We start from the raw sequence: 25,277 nt of genomic DNA on the forward strand, positions 1-25,277 counted from the left end.
CGACGTGGCGACTGGCTACGTCAACGCGTGGCCCGCAACGGGCGCAATAAGGCAGCTGTGGCGCTGGCGAACAAGAACGCCCGCATCCTCTGGGCGCTGATGTACAGCGGCGACCGCTATCGCGTGGCCTGAGCCATGCGTGTGCAGACGAACATCACAGCCACACACAGCAATAGCCAAGGTCTGTGTATGCACTGACAACCGATCACGCGGTGCCCTGAATCGGTCACCGCCACGTGTCGGCAATCCCGACTGATGAAATTATCGTGGTTGCTTACCGGAGCGGATCCATATACGGCATAGCGCAGCGTAAGCCGACAAAGGCGCAAAGCGCCTTCCGAACAAAGCCCGTTCGCTACTTACCGCACGCTCAGCAGCGATCACCCAAACCGCCGCGCAACGCCGAATCAAACCTGGTAATACCCGCGATACCAGTCCACGAAGTTCTTCACCCCTTCATGCACCCGCACCTCGGGACGATAGCCGACCGCTTCGAACAGCCCTGTCACGTCCGCACTGGTCGCTTCGATATCGCCCGCCTGCATCGGCAGCATCTCTTTATCCGCTTCGATACCCAGGCATTCTTCAAGCCGATGGATATAGTCCATGAGCGGAACCGGGTCACCATTGCCGATATTGTAAATCCGCCACGGCGCACAGCTCGTGCCCAACGTCGGCGCATCACTCGACCAGGCTGGGTCCGGCTCGGCCGGCTTGTAGAGAATGCGGACCACGCCCTCGGCAATATCGTCCACATAGGTGAAATCGCGGCGGTGCTGGCCGTGATTGAATACCGGAATGGGCTCGCCGGCCAGCATCTTGCGCGTGAACAGGAACAGCGCCATATCCGGCCGGCCCCACGGCCCGTAAACCGTGAAGAAACGCAATCCCGTCGTCGGCAACCCGTACAGATGCGAATAGGAATGCGCCATCAACTCGGTCGCGCGCTTGGATGCCGCATAGATCGCGGCCGGATGATCGGCCGTGCCCTGTGGCGAAAACGGCATATCGGTCGACAGCCCATACGCCGAACTGGTCGACGCATACACCAGATGACCGACTTCGGTATGCCGGCACCCCTCGAGCACGTTCAAAGTGCCGGTGACATTGCTATCGATATAGTCGTGCGGATGCGTCAGCGAATGCCGCACGCCGGCCTGGGCAGCAAGGTGAACCACGCCATCGAAACGATGCGCGTCGAACAATGCCGGCATCGCCTCGCGATCAGCAATATTCAGATGAACGGATTCGAACCCGTCGCGCGCGATCAACCGATCCAGGCGCGCCTGCTTGAGCGACGGATCGTAATACGGGTCCAGATTGTCAACGCCGACAACCGTCTCACCGCGATCCAGTAACAGATGCGCAACATGCGAACCGATAAAGCCGGCCGCCCCGGTGACGAGTACCTTCATAAGCCCAATCTGCCGATCGATAGAAAACCCGCGGCACGCCCACCGCAACGAGCCGCATAGTATACGCGTGCAAGCCTAACCCAACCGCAGCACCCTATCGTGGAAGGGACACCAGCCGTAGGGCTGGCTTAGGCCAAAGGCCTCAAGCCAACACGAACCCGCCGCGAAGACGATCCTAAGCGCGTCAGCACGCCGGCCGACGAGGCCACGTTTCTGTTGGATTACGCTGCGCTAATCCCCTACGCACGATGCCCCATTGAGGCATGGGCGAAGAAAGATCCGCAAGTTCGCCAGCCCAAAGACCGAAGTCGACGATAGCCACGAAACGACATTACTCGGACCGCCACACGCGGCTTCAGAGCGCCTGATGAGCTACCCAACTCGACGTTCGTGAAACGAACGCGATCGATACCAGTGCGCAGTAATTTTTCAGGCACGATCCCCGCGAAACCTCGTCTTACGCAAAATAAGCGCCTGTTCGTCGGCGTCGAGCGTGTCGAAGGCACTCGAATTATAAATCTGCCATCCCGCCAATTCTTCGCTGACCTTAAACCGCGTACGCAGCTGTCGAAGTACGCGCCCGACCCCTTCGCCCTTGCGCAACCATCCCGCGGCAGCAGAACGAGGAAGCAGCAGCTCGGCAGCAAACGCGTTGGCTCTTTTCTCGACATACGCCGGTGTAGCGCCGCCCAGTGCTTCAGCCATGGGCAACGCGCCATCGCGATCGAGCAACAGATGCGCCATTTCGTGCGCTAGCGTCGACGCCCGCCCCGCAGGCTTGCTCGGGCGCGCACGCTGGGCCACATTAAGCAAGATCATCGGCCCATGATGTGGGCCCCAGGCCGCAACGGCGTCCAGCGGCATTTGATCGCGCTTGATCTCGCGAACGTCGATGTTCCAATCATCAAGCCATGCCTCAACATTCATGCCGGACGCCGTATCGACGCCCAACCGAGTACGCAGCCAATTTGCCGCTGCATAGCCTTGCTCATGCGGCGGCCCCACCAACGCCAAAGAATCACGCAGCGCCGTACACACGTCATCCAGCGTACTTACAGTGCGGTGTGGCGCATTGCGAACCATTTCGAGCAGGTAACCACGATCTGCATTGCCCAACGCGGGCCCGCTCATGCGCGCCGCTGCCAGCAGTTCTGTATCGGACTGCGATGCGTCCCCAGCCGGCAACTCCCAAAAAGCCGCCGAAGGTTGGTCGCCTTCGAGGTCTCGGAGCGTAGCAACCGACAGGCCGCTAAGTATGGCGACTTGCCGTTCACGAAGGCGCGTCTCGCGGTCGCGCCATTGTGCGAGAGCGGCGTCGGCTCGCGCATCCGAGGTATCGCCAAGCCATTCGGCCAGGGTGTTTCCTACCTCAACGAGCGCCTCCTGCACAGCCGCCTTTGGCAGCCACAAGGAGCGCTCGAGCCGTGCGCTATATATCTCGTACTGCGCGCCCTGTCGAAGCACCATCAAAGATTCGACGAACATACCTTTAAAAGCTGCCGCCAGATCGTGCCGCCCGACAAAACGGCAGAGCTGCTCATCCTCTGCTTCGACGCGCTCATCAGACATGTCCGCCCAGCGGCGTTCTGCCTCATCGTGCAGATCCACCAATCGAACCGGGTTTAAATTAATGGGGTATTGCTGTTCCAGGCATAACCAAGGCCAATTCCGGCCGAGAAACTCCAGCAAATCGATCCAGGCCCATTTGAGAGGCGCATCAGACTCAGCCGACCATACGGTTTCGTTATCGAGAAAGGCCCGGCCATATCCCCAGGCCTCGCTATCTGAGGCGCATTTGCGCGATAGCTCGAACTGCAGCCCCGGCGCTTGCCCTATCATCCGCCGTAGTCCTTCAGCCATGTCTTGAACTCCTTCGCATTACCGTCGGCCTCGGCCTGTTCCCGCAGCTTGCGCTCAATGCGTTTGGGCAACGTGCGCGCAGCCATATCGCCCCGCCACGGATAGCCATGATACGAAATACCGGCCCGCGTTGGCACGCACACATAAGGCACGCCGAGGTAAAGGACATAGATCTTTTCGGGATACGAACTCCCGTCGTGCTCGTAAAAAGGGATGCCACGATCATTCAGCAGCCTTTTTGCCAACGCCTGTTCGATGTGCTTCGGACATTTCCCGTAACCGCCCGGGCCATCAGGCTGGAAGCCCGCATAATCGTGCTTCCAACGGTGTTTGTATCGGTGCTCGCCCCGCTCGTAAAGCCAACCCGGGCTATTCACGTCGCTCATTCTTGAAAAAAGCGGCTGAAAACAGATTGCCTTTATACCAAATCATGATGAATTCAGTTCAGACCAAGCACATTCAGCGCATTCGCTTTGGGCCGAATGCCCTGTCCACGCACACAGATCAGCGTGGCGAAGCGTAAGCAATGAACCGAAAGCACCAGCGCCGAATCGGCAAACCCTTCCGACTGGAAGACGCTCCGCCGCGAGCGCTCTGTGCATGCGAGCAGCCGCGCCTCAGCTATCCGAGCAGGAACGCGCCTAAGCCAATATTGCAACACACGCACGCAGGCCTGCTGACTCAACCACCCCGTTTAACACCTCGGCGAACGCCGAACCGCAGCAGCCTAATGATCTGCTCACATATGCCGCGTTTGCGCGCTACGAGCCCACTACAACGCACATCGCTGACCACCATCATACCGCGGCCCGGCCATGCAACGCCGTGCACGTATTATTCGAAGCCATCTCGTGGGAGCGCGGCTTATACGCAAGCGATGGCGTGCGAGGCGGCCACTGCGGCGCGGCGCATCCCTGCGCTGAAGGCCGCCCTGCGCCCAGCGCTACGACTCCGTCGCGTCCGTTCAAAGCCGGTCGTTTTGGTGACGGTGGAGCCGTACCGCTTCCCCGATGCTGCCAATCGCGAACATGCCGAATAGCGCCGGGAGCGCATAGCTTCCGAGCAAATAGAAAAATAGCCAAGCGCAAGCCGCGCAGATCACAGCCACGACGATCAGAAGCGCCCGGTCTTTAACCTGACGGGTTTTCACGCGGCCCGCCTGGCTGCCATTGCGACATAGCCCAGCCGCTTGTCGCCAGGCCCGCTGAACACCTCTGGATGTTGGCCCTAGAACGACATACCCTCCTCAAAACGGAGGTTGTTACGATTAACGAGTAACAGTAGATCGGCGCGCTTCGCACCACAAACGCCCGAGTGCACCGCTGCGACGAAAAGACTGCCCACCACGGCACCGGCGTAGAACGAGCCGTAGAGCGCCGCCGCGGTCTTGAGCTTTTCCAGCCCAGTGGTTGCGCCGATAATTTCGCCAACCGTAGCCCGCTTGCCGAGCGCTATCGAGCGAGCTTGTAATCACAAGGGCCTGCGTCACCGATTGATTGAAAGTGCTAAACATGGACATCGGCAGGGCCAACCCCAACGACTTCACATTGCCGCGAAAGTACTCGGTGAAATCGCGTCGATCTACGCACTGGCTCATAAACGTCACCCTTGTGTTGTCCGAACCATGCGCGGCGTTAAACTACGAAGCCGCTTGAAAAGGCAGCGTACCCGGTGGACTGGGAGGGCCGCAACGCAGCCGGCCATGGCTGAATGGCCCGCGCGAACGATTGCGCATGATGCACAAACATGGCGAGACGACCTTCGGACGACCGGCCTGACCCTCCCACTGCTGCACCGCGGCGCTCTCAATCGTCTTCAATAAAGATACACGCCAGCCAACACGCCAACGCCGGGCCGAGCGCGGCCTGATCAGATGGGCGCACACGACATTTAGCGACATCTCAGCGCTATGGCCAGCGCTACGTAACTGGCCCCAAAGCACTACCCGGTTCATATAGCGCGCTTTGGCCAGCCCACATGCGAGGTTGGCTTAGGCCGAAGGCCGTAAGCCAACAAAGCAACGCAAGCGCCAGACGACGCCGACTCGAACTGCCGACTCACAAACACTACACCGCCTATCTTCTAAAGCCGCCCGTCCGTCTCCGTGGCCCCAAACGCATACTTCACGTCGTAAACAATATGCTCCGGCTTACAAAGCGCGCGAATCGCAGCCGCCCCCATATCCTGAAATTCGCGATGCGCCACCGCAACCACAGCGGCGTCGTACGTGCCCGCTTCAGGCGACTCGACTGTACGCAAACCGTACTCGTGCTCGACCTTATCGGCGTCCGCCCACGGGTCGTAGATATCGACCACGACATCCATCTCCATCAGCTCGTGCACGATATCCACCACCCGTGTATTGCGGATATCCGGGCAGTTCTCCTTGAACGTAATCCCCATCATCAACACACGCGCCCCGTGCACCTGGATCTTGCGCCGAAGCATCAGGCGAATCACCTCGTACGTGATATAGCGGCCCATACCGTCGTTGATACGCCGCCCGGCCAGGATCATCTCTGGGTGATAGCCCGCGGCTTGCGCCTTGTAGGTGAGGTAATAAGGGTCCACGCCAATGCAATGCCCGCCGACAAGGCCCGGCCGGAACGGCAGGAAATTCCATTTGGTGCCGGCTGCTTTCAATACCTCTTCGGTATCGATACCCAAACGCGTAAAGATCTTCGACAGCTCGTTGACCAGCGCCACATTGATATCGCGCTGCACGTTCTCGATCACCTTGGCCGCTTCGGCCACGGCGATAGTCGAAGCGCGATGAATACCCGCAGGCACGATCGCACCGTAAAGCGCGACCAAACGGTCCGCGACCGCATCGGTAGAACCAGACACCACCTTCGTGATATTCGCCAGGCCGTGCGCGGCGTCACCGGGGTTGGCCCGCTCCGGGCTATAGCCCACGAAAAAGCCCTCGTTGAAAACGAGGCCGGACATCGAAGCCAGAATCGGCACACACCGCTCTTCGGTCGCACCCGGGTAAACCGTGGACTCGTAGACCACGATATCGCCTGCTTTCAGGTAAGGCCCAATCGTGCGGGACGCCGCCTCCAATGGCCCGAAATCCGGCACCTTGGCTTCGGTCACAGGCGTCGGCACCGTCACGATATAAATATTCGCTTGGGCAAGCGCCTCAGCGTCCGCCGAAAAGCGCGCCGCCGAGCTGCGCAGATCAGCCTCACTTACCTCACGCGTAAAATCGTAGCCGCCCGCAAGCTGCTCGATACGACGCGCATCGATATCGAAACCGAGCGTGTCGTAATGCCGGCCGAAAGCCACGGCGAGTGGCGAGCCCACATACCCCAAGCCAATGACAGCAATCGATACCGATCCGTCGAACTGATCAACCGCAGCCATGCGCTACTCCTAAGCACGGCCCGTTCGCACATGAGCCACAGAACCCGCCGGCGGATAGAAACCGACGCAATGCTAGAGTAATTCGACGCAATCCCCAACCCTTTGCGCGAATAGTTCTCCCGCAACACCATGGCCCCTGAGGCGCTAACTCCGTCGCATACTGATTCGCCATATCGTGCGATGCTAGCGAATACTTAAAGTTGATAACATGAAGTTAAAAGTTCACAGGGCTATTCATCCTGCGAAGTCAGAGCGACTCCGCAGTGAGCAGCCGTCTATGCAATGAAAATACTTGTCACCGGCGGTGCAGGCTTTATCGGTTCAGCTTTAATCCGATACCTGATCGCAGACACCAATCACTCCGTAATCAACCTCGATTCATTGTCATATGCGGCCAACCTCGAAGCACTTGAGAGCGCCTCGCAAAGTTGCCGCTATACCTTCGAACACACTGATATCCGCGATAGCGACGCACTAGGCCGTGTACTTGGCGCACACCAACCGGACGGCATCATTCACCTCGCAGCAGAATCGCATGTCGACCGATCAATAGCCCACCCCGACGATTTCATTACCACCAATATCTTCGGCACCTTCACGCTACTCGAAGCGGTCCGCGCTTACTACGAGCACCTGACATACTCGCGACGGCAAGCTTTTCGTTTTCTTCATGTCTCCACGGACGAAGTGTACGGTGCGCTCGGCGACACGGGATCGTTCAGCGAAGACAGCGCCTACGCGCCGAATTCGCCATACGCCGCGAGCAAGGCAAGCGCCGATCATCTGGCCCGAGCCTGGCACCGCACCTACGGCCTGCCTGTTGTCTTGAGCCACTCGTCCAATAACTACGGACCATGGCAGTTTCCGGAAAAGCTGATTCCGCTTACCGCGATCAAGGCGCTGCATGGAAAGCCGATAGCAATTTATGGAAATGGCAGCAACGTCCGGGACTGGCTTTACGTGGAAGACCACGCACGTGCCCTGGTACGCGTATTCGAGGAAGGCAGGATCGGAGAGCGATACAATATCGGCGCGCATGAGGAGTCAACCAACCTCAATCTCGCGCGTCGTGTATGCCGCATACTCGACGAACTCGCCCCCGATCCCGATATCGGCTCTCGCGAACAGCTCATCCGGTTTGTCGAAGACCGCAAAGGGCATGACCATCGCTATGCAATCAATGCGGTTAAAATGCAAAACGAATTGGCTTGGCGCCCCCAAGAAACGCTGGATAGCGGTCTCAGGCGTACCCTGCTTTGGATTTTGGATAACCCGGCCTGGGTCGAAGCGCATCTCACCGACGATGAGCAACCGCCCTCACCTTTAAATTAGCGAAGGGCATAAGGCAAATAACGCATGAGCGAACCCCGTCAGTCAGAGCCTCTAGCAAGTAAACGCAAAACGGTTCTGTACCTTGCGAATACGGATTGGTACCTGTTCAACTTTCGCAAGAACCTCATCAAACGTGCCAGCCATGAAGGCTGGCGTATTCGCCTGGCGTGCGGCGAAGCCGGTTACACGAGAGCCCTGGCCGACGAAGGCTGGCCCGTTGAAACGCTGCCGCTCAACTCGCGCGGATCCAACCCGCTGCGTGAACTGGGCGCTTTATATAAGGTGATCCGCCTCCTTCGTAAAGAACGGCCGGACGTCGCCCACCTGTTCACCCTGAAGTGCGTGCTTTACGGCTGCCTGGCCGCGCCATTCAGTCGCAATACGCGATTCATCGGCGCCCTCACCGGCATGGGCTACTTGTTCACGTCCAATCAGCTCGACCGTACAATCGCCGCCGCCGGCTAGCTGCCCAATTACGGCAATCGAAACCGCCCCGGTAGAACCGAGCAACGGCAGCAATGCGCGACTCTCCACAAACCACACCGGTAGCCACGCCGACGACTAAAAACTCGAAATAACTAAGCTGGTCATACTCGAGTAGGTGATAGCTCGGACTTTCCATGCGCACGACTAGACTGCACTTCGAGCCGTAAATGCCCGAAACTTTCAGCTCAGCGTCCAGCATCCTAGCTACAATAAAAGCGGTCACACCAACGAGAGACGAGACTCGACAACCAGCAACAACGACGCTTATTAAAGAATTAAGTCCAGCATAATCAGCCTGCGCCAAGAGCTTGAGCTATGCGCTTATTTACATCGTCCACATCGTAAAGCTTTTCCGCACGCAGCCGCCCTTGCTTTCCATGCGCCTCAGCGAGCGCTGGCTGACATATGTAACGTTCTATCGCCGCGGCTAACCGACTGGCGTCCTTCGGCGGGACGATTTGCCCGGTTACACCATCTTCCACCGCATCGCGGCAACCCGGCACGTCAGTGGCGATGACGGCGCGACCCAAGGACATCGCTTCGAGAATTGACCGCGGGAGCCCTTCTCGATAGTAAGTCGGCAGAACGAGCGCCAAGCTATTACCCAGTAGCCCTCTAATATCCGGCACATAACCAACCCATTCAACAATTCCTTCTTGCGCCCACCCAGCCAGATCTGCCTCCGGGATAGCAGAGGGTGACTCCTCAAGCCCGCCTAACAAAACGAACCGGACCTGAGGATACTTTTTACGCAACAACCCCGCCGCTTCAACAAAAAACCGAACCCCCTTCTCCTCAATCATACGTGCCGGCAAGCAAAACATAGGGCATGGGCGTGATTTCGACGGCTCGACTTGACCGTAAAAATCCAAATCTATCCCAATACCCGGCAAGCAAGCGATCGGCGCGCCGCGCTTGCCCTTTATCTTTTCAAAAAGGCGGCGATCATCTTGATTTAACACGAACGTAGCCGTCGAACTTTTAAGCGCTACCCGATACATCAACGCCATCACTGCACGAATAAAGCGCCGCTTAGCCGATACCGCGCCGCCTTCCGTGAAAATCAAACCCGCACCTTCAATCAAGGCGACCCGCCTGGCCACGCCACCCATTACACTTGCCGGCATCGCGTATATAACCGGTTTAGCGAAATAAGCTAATACCGCGTCAAACCGCCCCTGACGAAGAATGCGGCAGAGCTGGTATAGCGCCATTAAGTCCTTAAACGGATTAGACCCCGTCCGGTCAAGATCGTAATCCGCCGCAACGGCCCCGAGCGCAGCAATTTGCTTGCGCGTATCAACATCAAAGTCGGGTGCTAAAACTAGAACACTATGGCCCAACTCAACCAAGTAACGAATAAGAGGTCCGCGAAAGTTGATCGCGGATCGAGCCTGATTCCCGACGATTGCAATTTGCATTTAATTGTTAGCCAACCCTATTTCAGCACTGTCAGTAAGCTCATGAATAAACCGGCGCATCCAAGGAAAAGAACGGCCAGAACCGATACGGGAACCAGTCGCCGCTATGAGCCCCATAGACAAGCCAAGTGTACTGAACCATTGCATATACGCCGATCACTGCCACACGCGCTAACACTCGGTCATAAGATTTGAAGAACTGTACCGAATACGCTGCCACCATCAGCTGAATGGGAGAGAGATATAGAGCGACGCGATCTACAGCCACTGGTGCTAGAAAAACAAGACCCATGGCGACTAGCGCGCACGAGGACAGTAGCGTCCAAACACGTCGCTCCACGCTAGTGAGGGAAACCTTTCTCGATATAACGAACCACATCAAAGCCGGCAAAGCGCTCATCGCTACGCGAACTACTGCGCCCTGGGAATTGTCGGCAAATTCCGACTCTACGTACTGGCGCCACAGCCCGGCAAAGCGTTCGTAAAGGATCAAGCCAAACGCCATGACCGAAATAAGACCTGCGGATATGATCAACCCGAAATTACCCCTCTGCGCCGCTAGCGCCATTAAGGGCAGGAAAATGATAGCCGAACGATGGAATAAACTCGCAGCCAAAACCGTCACTGTATAGGCCAAGAGTTGACGGTTATAAAGATATGGTAGTGCAAATAGCACGCAACCTAATGCCAACGCCTGCCGCGTATAATTCATCGCAACCACAATGGCCAGATACGGAATCGCCGCCGTAAACGCTAATAGCGGTTCAGGCAATCGCCGAACAAAACGGACAAGACCTGCAGCGAAAACGATCCCTGTAGCAAGGTTAATACTCCAGTATCCCAACCCGAGACTTTGCGCCAACCAATTCAACGACCGGAAAAGCGGATCGGACAGCACCCATACGTCCAATAGGGACATATAGCCAGCCGGCACGAAATGCATCGTTATGTAGTTACCCCAGTCCGTTCCTACCTGGAATCGAAATCCGATGGCACCCGCTACCAAGGCTCCCAGACACACCCATCCGAACGTCGCCACGCGCACGCGAGCTAACGCCAACAGCGCCGGTGTCAGGAATAACGTCCAATAAACGAACATATCGTCTCTCTATCCGCCCGCATCCGACCAGATAACGCGTAATGCTAGCTCAATCACCAACTACGGACTTTCGAAAATCGTCGCAAATCTGAAGTTGATAGATGGCCCGCCAACGCAGCAGCGCACGGCATCAGAACTGGTAATCGAACAGCTCGATTTCGTCGCGATAGTATTCTGCGACGAAGCGTCGGGACGCATCATCGTAGTAATCGCGGTAATCGAACCCCTTCGATCGCAACTCGTGAGGTAGGGTAACTTCTTCAGGTAGACCTAATTCTTTCTTTATATAACTGAACTCTTCCGCTAATTTTTCGAACCGCCCGATATAGTCGACACCTATACGTCCCTTGAAATCTTTCAGCCAATAGAGCTGAGTCCGGAGCCCTCCGCTGCCGGCAAAGCGCCGAAGGAATTCCTCAAAACGAATATCGCCGGAAATCTTGAGCTGCTTCAAATGCTCTGGATCAGCACAGACATTTCGATACCAAGACACCGCCCGAGCCCAAGGGTTGCGTACAATAGTGAACTTGAAAAAACTTTTGAACTCTTCGGCGGATACGGTTTCACGATTACGTGGGTTTTCATTTTTTAAAATAGGGTTCAATACCCTACGGACACCGAGCGTGATATTTTCTGTAGAAGAGAGCAAATCCGTTATCGGTACCGGACGTTCTAGCACACGAACGGCACGGTGGTCCTGTTTGCCCCGAGCGTCAAACGAGTCGTGATACCCGAGCGCTTTTTCTATACTGGTGCCACCACACTTCGGAACGTGTATAAATATTGTGCGCCATTCTTTAGAAATCATATTTTAAAACTTCACATTTCTAGCTTCGTTGCATACGTCGAACGCTAGACTTAGACGAGGCGTAAAAGCAACAGTTAATAACAGTAGGGCCGAAAGCGGTACGTTAGAACTTTTGACCGCGATACAGGCTCAAATATCGGTCAGCCGTGGCTGAAAGTGAATACTCTGACTTGACGCGCTCTCTTGCGCGCCGACCAAGTTCAGACCTTTCAGCCAGACTCGAATCCAGCGCAGTGGTCATAGCACAAGCGAGCTCAGCCGAGTCACCCGGTGCAACGACCCAACCAAATTGGCCAACCACACTTGCGACGCCACCCACATTCGTGGCCACCAGGGGGCGCTCACAAGCCATTGCCTCCAAGATCACCATCGGCAGACCTTCCCATTCAGAAGCAAGCACAAACAAGTCACTAGCGGATAACAACTCAATCATATCGTTGCGAACGCCAAGGAATTGGGCCCGGTTATCGAGACCTAGCCTTGAGGCCAGCTGTTTGAGTTCGGATTCAAGCTGCCCCGTGCCCACTATCACTACGCAAAAATCGCGCTTATCACGCGCAAGTATCGAACACGCGTTCAATAGGTTCGGATAATCCTTTTGCGCGGTCAGGCGCCCCGCCGCGAGTATCAGCGAACAGCTGGGCGCAATACAAAGGGATTCACGCAAGCGCTCTCGCGCAGCCGCATCGAACCGATACGTTGCTGTATCTATCCCGTTCCTTATCACCCGCATACGCCCGCTCGGGACGGCGCCCGCAGTCAGGAAGGCGTCCCTGGCCTCATCACTTACATTGGTCGAGATATCCGCCAATTTATCGGTCACCCGATAAAGCCACATCCGTAGCGCGCTGCCTTCGTGAACATTATGCGCGCTCGTCACCAGATAATTCAGTGGTACCGCTAGTCGAAGAAGTCTTAACAGAATATTGGCGTGAACAAGATGTGAGTTAACAACGTCGGGCTTAAAAGCGCGAATTAACCTGCCGAGGCGAAAAAGCGCCAAAGCAATTGAAATGGGGCTTTTACGCATCCCCAAACCAAGCACGCGTACCTTCGAGTTTGCCGGCCGCAGCGCGATCGGCCCACCCAGTGCGACTAACGTCACGTCATGCCCTAAATCGGCGAACTGGTCTGCCAAAGCAGAGAGCAAACGCTCCGCGCCGCCTACACTGAGGCCGGTAATCACTAACAATATGCGCATCGAATTTACACCAACTTACCAAGCGCTAGCACACGAATGCTGGTCGGACTTATAAGAGCTCCGCCCATTTTCGCCGCACCATCGGCCATGCGAACCTCTCCGCACTGATCGCGGAGTACTCGCCAAATTTGTCTCGCAGATCGTCGCTCTGCATTAGACCGTTCAAACGTTTGGCAAACGAGACTGTATCTCCCGGCGGCACCAAGTAACCGCTACGGCCGTGGTCAACTATCTCTTTGGGGCCACTCGGACATGAAAACGCGACGCAGGGCAACCCAGCACTTACAGCTTCCAGCAGTACAAGCGCAAACCCCTCAAATCGAGATGATAGGGCGAAAATATCCGAAACGCACATCTCATAAGACAAATCCACATAACCGAGAAATTCTACCGAATCACGCACACCCAGCTCGAAGGCTAGCGCCTCAAGCTCACTCTTTAATCGACCCTCGCCTGCGATTTTTAATAGCCAGCCGGCCCTATTTCGCTGCGGAATTAACGCCCATGATCTCAAAAGCAGATCAAAGCCCTTCTGCTCCTCCAACCTCCCAGCGGCGAGAACAGTTTTTCGGGCACACGAATTCGGCAAGCTTTGCGCCCCATCCATGGTGGCATCCCGGGGGCTTAGATCCTCGCTTGGCGAAGCCACGGCCGATGAGTGCGGAATAGGATTCGGAATAACAACAAGCCTGCTCGGACTCGTGCCGAAAAGCGCCCTCCAGTAGCGACGATCTTCGGTCGTCAGTACGATGACTGCGTCGGCTAAGATCGACGCCAGTCGCCTCCCCAGGCCTCGACGCCTTATACCGAGCGTGGACAGGGCATTAAAATGCTCCCAACACCAAAACCGAATCTTCGGGAAAAGTCCTGTCGCAGCCGCGAGGTAAAAAAAGTGGACACTATCCACCGCGATCACTACGTCTGGGCCTGTGTTTCGTATAGCGCTAATAATCTCCAACGGCAAAGATAGTTGCTTTAGCCAGCGCTTTTTCGGGTGATTAAGCGTCGCCAGATTTGCGCCCTCGGGCATCGGGAAGAATGAGCTCGCGCCGCCGCGGATGCTCAACACGTTAATCTGATGACCGCCGATCTCGTCCAGCATAATCGCCAAGTTCGAGACCGCGCGCTCTGTGCCGCCGCGACTACTCTGGTCCGCCGTGATAAATAAAAAATTAATGATAGCCCCTAGTATTGAATTGCCATGGCCAATGAACTGGCGGCCAATCAATTGGAAGTGTATTCAGCAAAACGAAACGAGTAGAACCCGTCGTGCGGCGATAATCTTTCGATTCATTCAACATCGCCACGGCAAAGACTGCCCAAGAATTATTGAACACTACAAAACCGAAATTTTGCAGCATAGGACATCTCAAAAACGATTATGCACGAAGGAAAACGCTATTCTGTTTAGCTAAAACAGAACAGGGCATGAACAGAACTAACTGGCCAAACCTCGGAGGTTTCGCTATAAAAAACAAGTTTTGAGCGGACAAGGAACGTCCATGAGCCGTAATCAATGGGCCTTAGGAGAGCGTTTTGCCAGCCTAAGACATTATAACGACGCCTAAACCCAGAGCCCAGGCAGACCCAATTGAAGACCCGTTATTCATCATGGAGTCGTCTATCTATTCACAGGCATACGAAGCTGCCCCACCGACCCTGGATAATTAATATTGATGGCGCACAGACCTCTTACGCATGAAATATTCGGTAACCGTAGAGTCAGGGTTCGATCAGGCACGACTATTAATGATTTTTCGGACGTGCCTCGCCCATAGCATGGGATAAAACCAGCTGGCACGGTACGCTTTCGAAATCGCACTCGAGTTCATCTTGAAAACCTCACTCGTCTCACCATGCTTTAACTCGACAAGATAGCTTTTCTCGCTACGATGACGCAGAAATCGCAAGTACTTCTCGTCCAGAGAAGGCGGTGATGGCACGAGCACCAGGAAGCGTTTTCCTAGCACGCCTATCTCAAGCATAGCCGTCATGAACGGGCTCATAAAAATTATATCCCGATAACGCGGCATAACGGATTTCAGTTCGAGGCCAGAGCCGTCTTCCACTTCACAAGGCAAAACGGCTGATACTGCGGCAATAATCGCCTCCACAGCATCCCCACTCTCTAAAGGATGAAATTTTAACGTGATGGCACCAGGCAACGGATCTCCCGGGCTCAACCTTCGAACGATCTGATTGATCGCGGTCGGAATACTAAATCTATCAAGCAACCTGTTATCCGCATTCCGCAGCAGAGGAAAAACGAACAATACAGAACAGCATTTTCGTCTGGGGCGCAACAAGCGGTTCTTGCCGGAAAGAAACTTATTCTTCGACGCCCTTAGGTTTGGAAGAGCACCGTCGGCGGAAACGTTACCTCCCCAATCTGGCTCTACGAACTTATCTGATAAAAGCTGTTCCGTCGCCTCAAAAGCAGACGGCAGCTTCGTTTGCACGTAGTAAGCGCCATGAGGCTGACCAATAACGGTGGCACCGCCACATTTTGAGGAACAGACGTAGTATAGATAATCCTCATCTAGAGAAACTCTGGCGTCGAGAAGCAATACGAGGGGGCTCTGATAACGACTCAAATACGCATAACGGTTGGTGTTAAGCCCCTCCAGACATGAAGTGGGGATTCCATCAATTAAGCTTTCGAGCTCGATCGAATTGCGCTCCGCGCTGCAATTGGCTTTAAGCTTCTCGCGCAGTTGCGTATCGGTTTCTATCAACTCATAGTCGGTCTTACCAAACTCTATGCTTGAGGCATTCAATCCCAGAATTTTTTGAACCAACCACTCATAGCGATTCGGCTCGTTTGATTGGACATAGTCAAGTTGCGAATCCGCTATGAGTACTTTGACTTGATCCGTGCTGTAATTTACAGCTTTTCTCTGGCTAGCCAGTTCCCGCAGTGATTTAGGCACTGGTGCGCCGGCTACACTGTCCGAAGCAGAAAGCAGTAACGAAACCACAGGCGTATAAAAGGAGGTCAGAAACTCCTCGGTCTCCGCTATCTCGGACTCGCATCGCTTAACAAGATGGGCGAATGCTCGCGAGAGTTCCTCCACCCGCCCAATAAGCGCGAGGCGGCAATCAACAAGGCTGCTCATAGTAACTCAAAGTTATCGGCACAATAGCTTTCGAGCGAATTGCTCCGATTTAGGTGTAAACGTCCAACCGCCCAGTACAACCAGGCCCCATGTGTTGGCTAACGATAACGACTGGGTGAAGCACGTATAAGCCACTCGCCCGGACCTTTGGCTTGATCGCGGCAGACCACCGAACTTATCTTGCTGATCTGCAAGTGCCAGCATCTATGTGCCCCAACGATGATAGGTTAACCTGCGATCACTCCGACCGAGGACCCGGAAACCGGGCCCCGAACGGCAGAGGCCTAGCGCAACCGCCCCGTAGAGGCGTTGCGCCCTGACGCTGCCTACCAAGTGGCTTATTACGACTCGGAGGACGACACCGGAGCATCACCCGGAAAGGGCCAACGCACTAGGCGTGCTACGCCGGCACTCGACGCGACGCCCAAGCGACTCACGCGCGCCCAGTCATAATCAGGCTAGCTGCACAGCGCCGATAACCAGTGGGACCTCACTAAACAATTTGCAAATGGTTTGCACCAGAAACTAAAGCACTCCACCCACAGCACGAAGCCAGACTGGCATACCCATTTGCTTATCAACACTTTCTAGGGTCAGGAGACGAAACCCGCCCCCCCCCCAGAGCCAATTCTTTTCCAGGTGCCTTTTGTAGCGAACATCTCAAATCATGCGTCCCTTAGCCGGGGCCCGCGACCAACCGGCCAACGTCACTCCAAGCGCTCCATTTTCAATCGCGTATTGCCGATAAACGGACTTTAATAACATCCGCGATCCGTTCCGCTCCCAAACCATCGACTGATCGGGTGGTATTTCGCGTCGTTTGCTCGACATTCGCTAAGAACTTTTCATCATTCAGCGAATCCAGCAAATTGCGAGCGCCACCGGTCACCGCCACCCCGAAGCCGCAGTTGACAAGATCGTTTACTAGCCACGAATAACGATCATCGGACACCCAATAAATACTCGGGATGCCTAAATACGCCAATTCGTAGGCGGTGATGCCGGTCCGCGTCACAGCGAGCTTTGAACATACCGCTGCACTGGCCAATTCGTCGAAACCATAAGCCCTGATGTTTTGAGAGGCCGCCGACACCGCGCCACTCGGTACAAGAAACGATTGCGCAAAGCTACGGTCAGACGCAAAGCTATCAAACATGTCCCAGAAACCCGCTATCTCAGGATGTGCTCGGGCCGCGCTAAGCGCGATACAAACGGGTCTTTTGACAGGCCATTTGGACTCTATAAAGCCCGCTTCAGTTTTATTTTCTTCGCTCTTGACGGACGCCGAAATGATTGCATATTCGATACCTGCAGTAACGGTTACGCCGCTGCCACCCGTAAGCGGCGGGCGGGCCCGAAGGATGACCTCATCAATAGGCAAACTGGAGTCGTCATCGACTTCAAGGGGGCTAAGGGAAATGCTGTAATTGGCGCACGCCACCCCACAAAATCTCTCTAGCTCGAGCGTATCGTAAACCGCAATACCACACTTCACCGTCGGCTCGTAATTAGCTTCCGCGATAGGCTTCAATATTGCGGTAGCGCTACCGATTGAAAGCGCTACAAACTCCTCGAACGCGCTTTCGTCGCCGTAAAGCACAAAAGCCGTGTTAAGGGACTCGCTTAATACCTCGGCAACGGCGGCGCACCGCATGAGATGTCCGAACCCGTGATCAATCGAGGCCCGACAAACGAAACAGACATCATAAAAATCAGCGTGATACGCACTTCGCATCGATTCAGTATTTTCCTGTTCGCGCGTAATTGGCTACATCGGTTGCAAAGTCGCTCATCGAGTGCACCATCGTACGAACAGTACCGTTCCAATCGCTATCGCGTGCTTTTTGCACGCTCTCAGATAAAACCTCAATGTTGTCCAATCGATTCGTGACGTCTTCGACCACTGAATCGCTCTCAACCAGATCTATATCCCAGTCCGATAAACCAATCGTTTCAAGAAGCGATTTCGCTCGCTCGTCGTAGCTAATATTTACGGCCGGAACCCCAAAACTGAAACACGGCAATGTGGCGTGGAGCCTAAAGGAAACTGCCAACTCGGCGGCCGCCAGCAAACTAAGATACTCGCGGACGTCCGACGTATATACCGCGTCCACTCCTGGGAACGAGTTCGCGAACTCAAGATCTCTAGGGTCATGACATACCAAACGAACCCGCCTATACCCCCTGTGGCGCAGCGTCTCCACCAAGTCACGAACCAAACCCGGGATTGTACTCTGCAGACGAATCGGAATATTCATCAAACTCGGGCTGCGTATTGACACCAATGCGCCGACGTCCTCACCGGCGGGCAACGGGGGCAGTTCAGACGAAAGCTTGCAAAGCTGGACAGTGGGGCAGCCACCTTCGAGCGCATGCTCAATATTGAGACTACTCAGATACGACATCGTTGCTGCGTCGCGTGCAAGCACGTAATCGGCGCGCTGACATACAGCCTTGAGGTTATCGTCCGGTATTACGTCCGTACGATCCGCCAAGTCCCCGAACCGGTTGTATATGCGGCCTCTTGAAACGCTAAAGATCATCATGGGCGGCATTAGCGAGCGCAAAGCATTCTTGTCTATGAACAACTCGTCATTTTCAAAAAGATTGCCCCCACCAATTATTACGCCGTCCGCCATGCGGTTAATTTGATGAATCGTATTACGCGATAGACCGTAAAGGCTGCCCCCGTCATATTTTGGCGTCGCTGGAATGCTAACGAGATTTACAAGACGACCAAATTGCTCATAGGCCATCCGCTTCATCGCTAAATTAATTGCCGCGTTGCCGACATTAAAGCCCTTGGGCTGTATGCAAAAAATCGTGATCATATGGTTGACTACCGCCCCTAAACCAAATTTTCGTATGTGAATGTCAATGGATCGCTGTTGCACTGAGCTAGCAGCCTTTCTAGCCGCACCACATCCTCCGGCTCATCAACCGTAAGTGCTGGCGATTGCGTAAAATCGGACACATTATCACTAGGTATTAAGTCTACAACGTTAAAATCTTCGTGCGATGCATAAAACGCCGATGTAATGTGTTCGCGATACCCAGTCGGTTGACCGTCGCGCATTTCAGGAACGGTCGCCAGAAGACGCTCGGCTGAGCGAATATTTATAAGCTCACAAGCGATTCCATAAGGCCAGAAGCGCCGACGTACGTTCGTAATAACATCGACGGACGGCTGGTCTTCGCACTCTTTCATAGCATGTTTCAGAAGCGCTACGGACACAAACGGGCTATCAGCATTTACGCGGAAAGAGAAATCAAAATCATAAAAACGAGATGCGTTTACAAAACGTTCTAAGACGTTTTTCAAGTCGCCGCGATAGCAGTTGATATACTTTTTCGCACAAAACTCAGCCAGCGCGTCATCGCTTGGGTGCTCGCTCGTCGCAACCACAATTTCTTCGCCCGTGAAGCCACCTTGGAGAAGGCGGCGCGTCAAAATTTCTAACACCGGGATCCCCCCAAGAGGCGCAATAACCTTTCCCGGAAATCGTGACGACGACATCCTCGCTAAGATGACTACACCGATCCTAGTCCTCATCGGCCACCATACCTTTGGACCGCATCTCCGACACCCAAAACTCATGGGAAGGCTGCCAGCTGTTTTCGCGATCCGGCGTCAAGCCGGTTTCGGTTTTATCGATCGCCTGGTGCGCAAAAATCTTCTCTTCGACGCGCATTCCCACAACAAGGTCCATTTCCGATGCAGCCAACGGCCCGCTTGGCCTTACGATCTCTACGTCGGATGGTTGCAACTCAGTGCCGACCTCCAAATCTCTACGGGCATATAGTCCGCGCCTAGCTCTTACAGCGGTCTGCATTTCTGCGCTTAACCGACTTGTCCGGTCGAAGTGCATTGCGCTTTTTGCTCCACGTACAACGGCCACATAGTCATGGAGCTGTTCAGGGCTCAGGGCGTACCTATGGTCGAAGCCGGGGCGATGCTTATCAAAGGTAAAATGCTTCTCGAGAACGCGGGCGCCCAATCCTACGGCCATCGCGGACGAAAACGCTTCTGACGTATGATCGGAATACCCATAATCGACATTCAGCTCCCGAAACGATTCGAGCGCACCCAGCTGCGACTTATCAAGACCGCACGGGTATAACGAAACGCAGTGCAACATCGTCAGTTGATCAAGGTTTCCTCGACGGCCGAAAAGGTCGATAACGGTTCTTATTTCGCTTAGGTTCGTCATCCCTGTTGAGACGATAACAGGCAGACCAAGCTGCGAAGCGCAGTCTATCAAACGCAAATTATTGGAGTCGGTCGAGGCGATCTTCAGATATGGCGGGTTGAGTTGCGCTATTTTTTCAGCACTTTCACAGTCGAATACCGACCACGTCACCGGGATACCGATATTCTTACCAAATCGGTCGAGCTCAACCACATCATTCCAACTAAGCAGCTCACTCTCTCGCCGAGCAAGGACCGGGTTGTCGAGTTTTTCGCCACTTGGGTACTTAACGAATTTCGACGTGTAAAGCTTACTTGGAACGATGTATTGAAATTTCGCCGAGTCGCACCCGGCGCTTTGCGCAATTGCAGTTAGCGTACAAGCATGCTCTAGCCTACCATCATGATTCGAACCACCTTCGCCAATCACGTGTAATAGATCATTTTTCATTCAGCACCACCATGGCGTTAAGTCGGGGTCGTGAGCCACACATATCAAACCTTCTGGGACCGTCGCTAATCCCTTTAGTCATATCTTCAGAGCCGTTCTTTATTAAGGCTCGTTCTAGGATAAAGCTCTCTCGATCGGATAATTACTACGCGAGAGCCTCGCTGTTCGGCCATCGCCAGCGATATCTTTGTTCGTACTTGCAGTAATTACGCTCTGGCGAGCTGGCCTGAGTGCAATATGCGACCGTTGAAGTGCTCTATAAACGCATAGCTTTCGCAAGTGGCAGGCCGGCTCAAATAATGCGGCCCCATGCCACAATCGCTTGAGGCGAGTATATTTCGCAATCGGGCTTCTACTGGCCATCAGCGCTTAAGTCTGCCTGAGCAAGTTTGCGGAATTCAGTGCTTTGCGCCACGAGTTGCGAATAAGGGCCGCTCGCGGCAATACGGCCGTTATCCAAGACGAAAACCTCGTGACACTTCTGCACCGTAGTCAGCCGATGCGCTATAACGATGAGGGTGCGCCCCCCGCGCATCGCGTCAAGCTCGTCGACAATACGTCGCTCCGTCTCATTATCTAGCGCTGAGGTTGCTTCATCGAGCACGATGATGGCGGGGTCGTGATATAGAGCGCGGGCGATACCGATACGCTGTCGCTGGCCGCCAGACAGACGTACGCCTCGTTCTCCTACCACCGTATCGTAGCCATTCGGCAACTTGTCGAGAATGAAGTCATGAATATTCGCAATTCGGGCCGCGCGTTCAACAGCGCGTAGGTCGATGTCCCCCTCCGCCAAGCCGTACGCAATGTTACTTCCGATAGTACTGTCGGTAAGGTAAATATCCTGTGGTACATAACCCAGTTGACTTTGCCACTCGGCGCGGTTTAGCGGAGTCACAACCGTTCCGTCAACCACGAGTTCCCCAGAGCTCGGATCGAGCAGACCGAGAATAATATCGGCAAGCGTGGTTTTACCCGCGCCTGTCGCACCTGTAAGCGCAACAAAGCTATTCCGGGGAATAGTCAACGATACGTTGTCCAGCGACGGTGCGTCAGCCATCGGATAGCTATAAGTAACGCCTCGCAACTCAATAGCCTTTTCAAAAAGAAGCGCTTTTTGACGACCTTGACTGCCTTCAGCCTTTACTTCAAAGCGCTCTGCCCCCTCTGTCTTACCAGCTTGAGCGGGCGGCTCGTGCGCGGCAAGGTCTTTTTGCAAGGTATCTAAAACGGACTGATTAAAACGCCACTGAGCGAAGCCTTGATAGACGTTTTGCAGGGCAGGCAGAAGACGATAACCAGCCACCACAAACGCACTAGCCAGTGGCAACGCTGACTGTAAGCCGTTACCACTCGCTAAAAGAAAAAGCATTGACCCCATTACAACGCCAAAGCCCAGCCCCTCAATTGCATAACGCGGAACTTGGCCGAGCACTTGACTTGTAGCCATCGATTGAGCGAAAACGCCAGCAGCAGGCTCGTAGCGCTGCAAGAAATGCGCCTCCCTACCCATGACCTTGACTTCCTTAACGCTACCAAAAGCCTCGCTCACAGCTTGAAAGCGCTTTGTATTCGCGGACATACGAGCGCGCCCTATGCGTAGTAAAGCACGCCGGACCGTGAGGTAAACCAAGAGGTATGCCAAGCCAAAAATCAGCGTGACGACCATCGCTAAAATTGGCTCTAACCAGAACAAAAATCCAACTATCATCGTCGCAGTGATACCAAAAGCAAGCGACTTTAAAGCCGGCATCAGAACACCGTTGGCGAACTGCTGCGATTCTATAAGAATGTTTTTCCCTGTATCGGCAGAGTTGCGATTCAAAAACGTTTCGTAAGGTTGATGCAAGTAACCATTTAACAAGCGCGTTGAAATACGCTTTTGAACGCTCCAGCTAAAACGTGTCATTAGCCAAATCGTAAGCGCTGTCACCGCGTTGCTCGCAACCAGCACGAAAAGCAGGATGCTACCGATAAAAATAAGAAAGCTATCGGTAGAGGCAAATCCCAGGGCCCCATAGAGCCATTCAAGGACAGCATTATCCTGGATTTTGGTTGGGTCCGACAAAAGCGAGACGAACGGCAGGATCACACCAACGCCAGCCATCTGCAGGATACCCATAAACAGCATAGCTGCAAGCACTCCAATGAAACGCAGGCGCTCCGCAGGGGAAAATAGGGCAAGCATTTGGCTGATGGGTCGAAACATTAGGCCTTGGGTCGATTTGGTCGAATGGGTACAAAGCAGTTAGACCCATCTAATCCACGGCCCTAACTGTCCCTGCTAACTCTGGATGCCGTTAGTACTTATAAGCGTAGTAGCCGTACTTGCCATAGCCGTACCGTCGCCGATCGACACGCAATCCATTAAAAATTGCACCAGTCAGCTTGAGGTCGTCGCGGTTCATTCGACGAATCGCCTGGTCCACCTCGTGGCCGGTGCTATGTTCGCTACGAACCACCAGGAAAGTGGCAGCAACATTGTTTGCTACGATGCTGGCATCGGTCACGTTAAGAATGGGCGGCAAGTCATACAGCACATAGTCGTAGCGCGATTCCAGCCCCGCTTTCATCTGGTTGAATCGGCGTGATATCAACAGCTCGGCCGGGTTTGGTGGACGCTTGCCTGTAGTAAGCACATCGAGATTTTCCACGCCCGACGCCTGAACCGCAGTTTCGACTGAAGCGTCGCCGGACAACACTTCTGAGAAGCCTGGGCCTTGCTCCAAGCCGAACGCACGGAACAACTGGCCTCGACGCAGATCCGCATCGACGAGCAGCACACGGGAGCCGGTTTGTGCGATTAGCGCCGCAGTATTGGCAGCGATAAAACTCTTACCGCAACCTGGCGTAGGGCCCGTAATGGCGATGTACTTGGTATCGCCTTCTATCATTGCAAATTGCAGGCTTGTACGCAGACTACGAATGCTCTCAACGGTTGGGTCATCCGGCCGGTTGACGGCGAGCAAATTCATCTCTCGTTTACGCTTCTTACCAGTCATCTCCCAAGCGGAAAAAGGCACGGTCGCGTATAGCGGCAAACCGAATTTGGACTCGACCTCGTTCGGGTCGTCGACCGTGACCCGAAGGAGCGCACGCATCAGCACCAAAAGAACAGCGATAATTGTTCCTGCGAGCACTCCTATTAGCAGCCACGACCCGCGATTTGGAGCTATTTTGCCGGCGCTAGCGTAAGCACTATCGACGATATGGGATACGCCGGTTATGCCGGCTTTAGTGATTTCCAGCCCCTGCGACGTATTCAACAACTGTGTATAGAGCTGGTTGTTGACCTCCACGTCGCGACGAAACTGCAAGAGCTTCGACTCTGCCTGAGGCAAGGTTTTGAGCTGTTCTTGTAACTCGTTGCGCTGACGGACGAGGCTAGCCCGCTTTTCGTTCGCAGCCTGCACCTGCGGAGCTTGCTGAGTATATTCCTGCAACAGTTCCTGGCGCTGCAACTCGGTTTGCGCGATCTGCTGATCGATATTGGTCAGGCGTTGGAATACCGAGTTGGCTTCGGCACTCAAATCCAGCGTACCGCTTTCGGTCTGGTACTCGCGCAGCTTATTTTCTGCGATGTCACGCTCTTCCTTGAGCTCGGGCAGCTGATGCTTCAGAAAGTCCAGGCGGCGCTGGGCTTGTTCCGACTGCTTTTCCACGTTCTGCTGAATGTAGGAGGTCATAACAGCGTCCAGCTGACGCTCGGCTTCCGCCGGCGAGCCACCTAACAATGTGAGGTTAAGCAGGCCGGAGCCTTGCGGCTGTTCGACGATGGTCAATTTGGATTGAAGGCTGCCGATCGCCGCCGGGCGCGGCACGTAGCTGACAGTGAAATGGGTGCCGGCTCGGGCTTGCAGCGTTTCCACAAATATCTTGACCGGGCCGACGCCGGGTGCCTGGCCCGAGGCAGTGGTGCCCACTTGCCCCTGCAGTACACGCTCACCTTCGGTGTTGTACAGCGTGAACTGATCATCGCCATTCGCTACGAGTTGGAACGATGCCGAATTGACGGCCTCGGGCATCTCGATACGCGTGACGTTGACCGATTCGTTGCCCCAAGCATAACCAGTGGCAAACGGTATATCGAAACCACGTTTAAAGTTGGCCGTCACAAAACGCGCGATGGGCTCACCAATCACCGGGACATAATCGGGCGCGGCACGCACACGCAAATGCAGATCGTCTACCGCATCGCCTACCACTGAGCGCGACCGGATGACCGCGGCCTCAGCGCTCACGGCCTTGAGGTTGGAACTGGCGCCGGCAATCTGCTGTTCCATGAACGCCTGCGGCGCCATGTTCTGGCTTTGCTCGACGCGCATGAGTGACGTGGCCTGGTAGACCGGTGGCGTCTTCCAGGCGAAGTACGTTGCAATCAGCAGGCCCAGTACGGCGAACGCGGCGATCCAGGGCCAACCGTCGAGGACGATGCCGATATATTCACGTAGATCGATCTCTTTTTCGTCGTCGTCCTTTCGCTGACTTGCGTCTTGCGCGTCTGCAGTAGCCAAAATCAAATACCCGTTA

General features: G+C 54.7%; 19 protein-coding genes. 2 read left to right on the forward strand and 17 right to left on the reverse strand.

From position 1 onward, the window contains the following. Nucleotides 1–407: 407 nt before the first annotated feature. From SSPSH_RS16885 to SSPSH_RS16905, 5 genes are all read right to left on the reverse strand, one after another. Nucleotides 408–1,415, reverse strand: a complete 1,008-nt coding sequence (locus SSPSH_RS16885) for an NAD-dependent epimerase (RefSeq protein WP_006912574.1) — start codon at nucleotides 1,413–1,415, stop codon at nucleotides 408–410. A gap of 429 nt (nucleotides 1,416–1,844) precedes the next feature. Continuing rightward, nucleotides 1,845–3,275, reverse strand: coding sequence for an ImmA/IrrE family metallo-endopeptidase (locus tag SSPSH_RS16890; RefSeq protein ID WP_021031923.1), 1,431 nt, complete (start codon nucleotides 3,273–3,275; stop codon nucleotides 1,845–1,847). Further along, nucleotides 3,251–3,661, reverse strand: a complete 411-nt coding sequence (locus SSPSH_RS16895; RefSeq protein ID WP_006912576.1) for a hypothetical protein — start codon at nucleotides 3,659–3,661, stop codon at nucleotides 3,251–3,253. The genes SSPSH_RS16890 and SSPSH_RS16895 overlap by 25 nt, the downstream gene beginning before the upstream one ends. A 578-nt stretch (nucleotides 3,662–4,239) precedes the next feature. Continuing rightward, nucleotides 4,240–4,425: a hypothetical protein gene (locus SSPSH_RS16900; protein WP_006912577.1), complete on the reverse strand. Its 186-nt coding sequence runs from the start codon at nucleotides 4,423–4,425 to the stop codon at nucleotides 4,240–4,242. Nucleotides 4,426–5,357: 932 nt separating this feature from the next. Beyond that, nucleotides 5,358–6,644, reverse strand: coding sequence for a nucleotide sugar dehydrogenase (locus SSPSH_RS16905; RefSeq protein ID WP_006912578.1), 1,287 nt, complete (start codon nucleotides 6,642–6,644; stop codon nucleotides 5,358–5,360). 282 nt (nucleotides 6,645–6,926) lie between these two features. Between SSPSH_RS16905 and rfbB the strand changes: the two genes are divergently transcribed. Together rfbB and SSPSH_RS16915 are read left to right on the forward strand one after the other, a co-directional pair. Then, complete coding sequence (gene rfbB / locus SSPSH_RS16910; protein WP_006912579.1) at nucleotides 6,927–7,976, forward strand: dTDP-glucose 4,6-dehydratase; 1,050 nt, start codon at nucleotides 6,927–6,929, stop codon at nucleotides 7,974–7,976. A gap of 24 nt (nucleotides 7,977–8,000) precedes the next feature. Then, nucleotides 8,001–8,441: a glycosyltransferase gene (locus SSPSH_RS16915; protein ID WP_006912580.1), complete on the forward strand. Its 441-nt coding sequence runs from the start codon at nucleotides 8,001–8,003 to the stop codon at nucleotides 8,439–8,441. Between the two features lie 311 nt (nucleotides 8,442–8,752). Here SSPSH_RS16915 and SSPSH_RS16920 read toward each other — a convergent pair whose 3' ends face one another. The 12 genes from SSPSH_RS16920 to SSPSH_RS16975 form a co-directional block, all read right to left on the reverse strand. Next, nucleotides 8,753–9,883: a glycosyltransferase family 4 protein gene (locus SSPSH_RS16920; RefSeq protein WP_006912581.1), complete on the reverse strand. Its 1,131-nt coding sequence runs from the start codon at nucleotides 9,881–9,883 to the stop codon at nucleotides 8,753–8,755. Between the two features lie 40 nt (nucleotides 9,884–9,923). Next, on the reverse strand, nucleotides 9,924–10,982 hold the full coding sequence (locus SSPSH_RS16925) for an EpsG family protein (protein ID WP_006912582.1): 1,059 nt from the start codon (nucleotides 10,980–10,982) through the stop codon (nucleotides 9,924–9,926). Between the two features lie 130 nt (nucleotides 10,983–11,112). Next, on the reverse strand, nucleotides 11,113–11,790 hold the full coding sequence (locus tag SSPSH_RS18585; protein WP_021031924.1) for a sulfotransferase family 2 domain-containing protein: 678 nt from the start codon (nucleotides 11,788–11,790) through the stop codon (nucleotides 11,113–11,115). A 103-nt stretch (nucleotides 11,791–11,893) separates the two neighbouring features. Beyond that, a complete protein-coding gene (locus SSPSH_RS16935) occupies nucleotides 11,894–12,976 on the reverse strand; it encodes a glycosyltransferase (RefSeq protein ID WP_161627854.1) in 1,083 nt (360 codons plus the stop codon). A gap of 64 nt (nucleotides 12,977–13,040) precedes the next feature. Then, complete coding sequence (locus tag SSPSH_RS16940; protein ID WP_006912585.1) at nucleotides 13,041–14,219, reverse strand: glycosyltransferase family 4 protein; 1,179 nt, start codon at nucleotides 14,217–14,219, stop codon at nucleotides 13,041–13,043. A gap of 505 nt (nucleotides 14,220–14,724) precedes the next feature. Further along, nucleotides 14,725–16,107, reverse strand: a complete 1,383-nt coding sequence (locus SSPSH_RS16945; protein ID WP_006912586.1) for a hypothetical protein — start codon at nucleotides 16,105–16,107, stop codon at nucleotides 14,725–14,727. A gap of 727 nt (nucleotides 16,108–16,834) precedes the next feature. Continuing rightward, entirely contained in the window at nucleotides 16,835–17,842 is a 1,008-nt protein-coding gene (locus tag SSPSH_RS16950) for a hypothetical protein (RefSeq protein WP_006912587.1), read from the reverse strand. 4 nt (nucleotides 17,843–17,846) lie between these two features. Next, nucleotides 17,847–18,938, reverse strand: a complete 1,092-nt coding sequence (locus SSPSH_RS18170; protein WP_021031927.1) for a polysaccharide pyruvyl transferase family protein — start codon at nucleotides 18,936–18,938, stop codon at nucleotides 17,847–17,849. Between the two features lie 17 nt (nucleotides 18,939–18,955). After that, nucleotides 18,956–19,705 carry a cytidylyltransferase domain-containing protein gene (locus SSPSH_RS18175; protein WP_084623731.1) on the reverse strand — a complete coding sequence of 250 codons (750 nt, stop codon included), beginning with the start codon at nucleotides 19,703–19,705 and terminating at the stop codon, nucleotides 18,956–18,958. After that, entirely contained in the window at nucleotides 19,650–20,747 is a 1,098-nt protein-coding gene (locus SSPSH_RS16965; protein WP_006912590.1) for an N-acetylneuraminate synthase family protein, read from the reverse strand. The genes SSPSH_RS18175 and SSPSH_RS16965 overlap by 56 nt, the downstream gene beginning before the upstream one ends. A 352-nt stretch (nucleotides 20,748–21,099) precedes the next feature. Continuing rightward, nucleotides 21,100–22,956 (reverse strand): ABC transporter ATP-binding protein, encoded by a 1,857-nt coding sequence (locus tag SSPSH_RS16970; RefSeq protein ID WP_006912591.1) that lies wholly within the window; start codon nucleotides 22,954–22,956, stop codon nucleotides 21,100–21,102. 91 nt (nucleotides 22,957–23,047) lie between these two features. Then, nucleotides 23,048–25,261, reverse strand: coding sequence for a polysaccharide biosynthesis tyrosine autokinase (locus SSPSH_RS16975; protein WP_021031929.1), 2,214 nt, complete (start codon nucleotides 25,259–25,261; stop codon nucleotides 23,048–23,050). Between the last annotated feature and the right edge of the window lie 16 nt (nucleotides 25,262–25,277).

Source organism: Salinisphaera shabanensis E1L3A, assembly GCF_000215955.2.
GTDB classification, from domain to species: domain Bacteria; phylum Pseudomonadota; class Gammaproteobacteria; order Nevskiales; family Salinisphaeraceae; genus Salinisphaera; species Salinisphaera shabanensis.

Coding starts and splice junctions, on each gene's coding strand:
- SSPSH_RS16885 (WP_006912574.1), bottom strand. CDS start 1,415: ATGAAGGTACTCGTCACCGGGGCGGCCGGCTTTATCGGTTCGCATGTT.
- SSPSH_RS18170 (WP_021031927.1), bottom strand. CDS start 18,938: ATGATCACGATTTTTTGCATACAGCCCAAGGGCTTTAATGTCGGCAAC.
- SSPSH_RS18175 (WP_084623731.1), bottom strand. CDS start 19,705: ATGAGTTTTGGGTGTCGGAGATGCGGTCCAAAGGTATGGTGGCCGATG.
- SSPSH_RS16920 (WP_006912581.1), bottom strand. CDS start 9,883: ATGCAAATTGCAATCGTCGGGAATCAGGCTCGATCCGCGATCAACTTT.
- SSPSH_RS16970 (WP_006912591.1), bottom strand. CDS start 22,956: ATGTTTCGACCCATCAGCCAAATGCTTGCCCTATTTTCCCCTGCGGAG.
- SSPSH_RS16950 (WP_006912587.1), bottom strand. CDS start 17,842: ATGCGAAGTGCGTATCACGCTGATTTTTATGATGTCTGTTTCGTTTGT.
- SSPSH_RS16915 (WP_006912580.1), top strand. CDS start 8,001: ATGAGCGAACCCCGTCAGTCAGAGCCTCTAGCAAGTAAACGCAAAACG.
- SSPSH_RS16905 (WP_006912578.1), bottom strand. CDS start 6,644: ATGGCTGCGGTTGATCAGTTCGACGGATCGGTATCGATTGCTGTCATT.
- SSPSH_RS16945 (WP_006912586.1), bottom strand. CDS start 16,107: ATGAGCAGCCTTGTTGATTGCCGCCTCGCGCTTATTGGGCGGGTGGAG.
- SSPSH_RS18585 (WP_021031924.1), bottom strand. CDS start 11,790: ATGATTTCTAAAGAATGGCGCACAATATTTATACACGTTCCGAAGTGT.
- SSPSH_RS16965 (WP_006912590.1), bottom strand. CDS start 20,747: ATGAAAAATGATCTATTACACGTGATTGGCGAAGGTGGTTCGAATCAT.
- rfbB (WP_006912579.1), top strand. CDS start 6,927: ATGAAAATACTTGTCACCGGCGGTGCAGGCTTTATCGGTTCAGCTTTA.
- SSPSH_RS16895 (WP_006912576.1), bottom strand. CDS start 3,661: ATGAGCGACGTGAATAGCCCGGGTTGGCTTTACGAGCGGGGCGAGCAC.
- SSPSH_RS16890 (WP_021031923.1), bottom strand. CDS start 3,275: ATGGCTGAAGGACTACGGCGGATGATAGGGCAAGCGCCGGGGCTGCAG.
- SSPSH_RS16925 (WP_006912582.1), bottom strand. CDS start 10,982: ATGTTCGTTTATTGGACGTTATTCCTGACACCGGCGCTGTTGGCGTTA.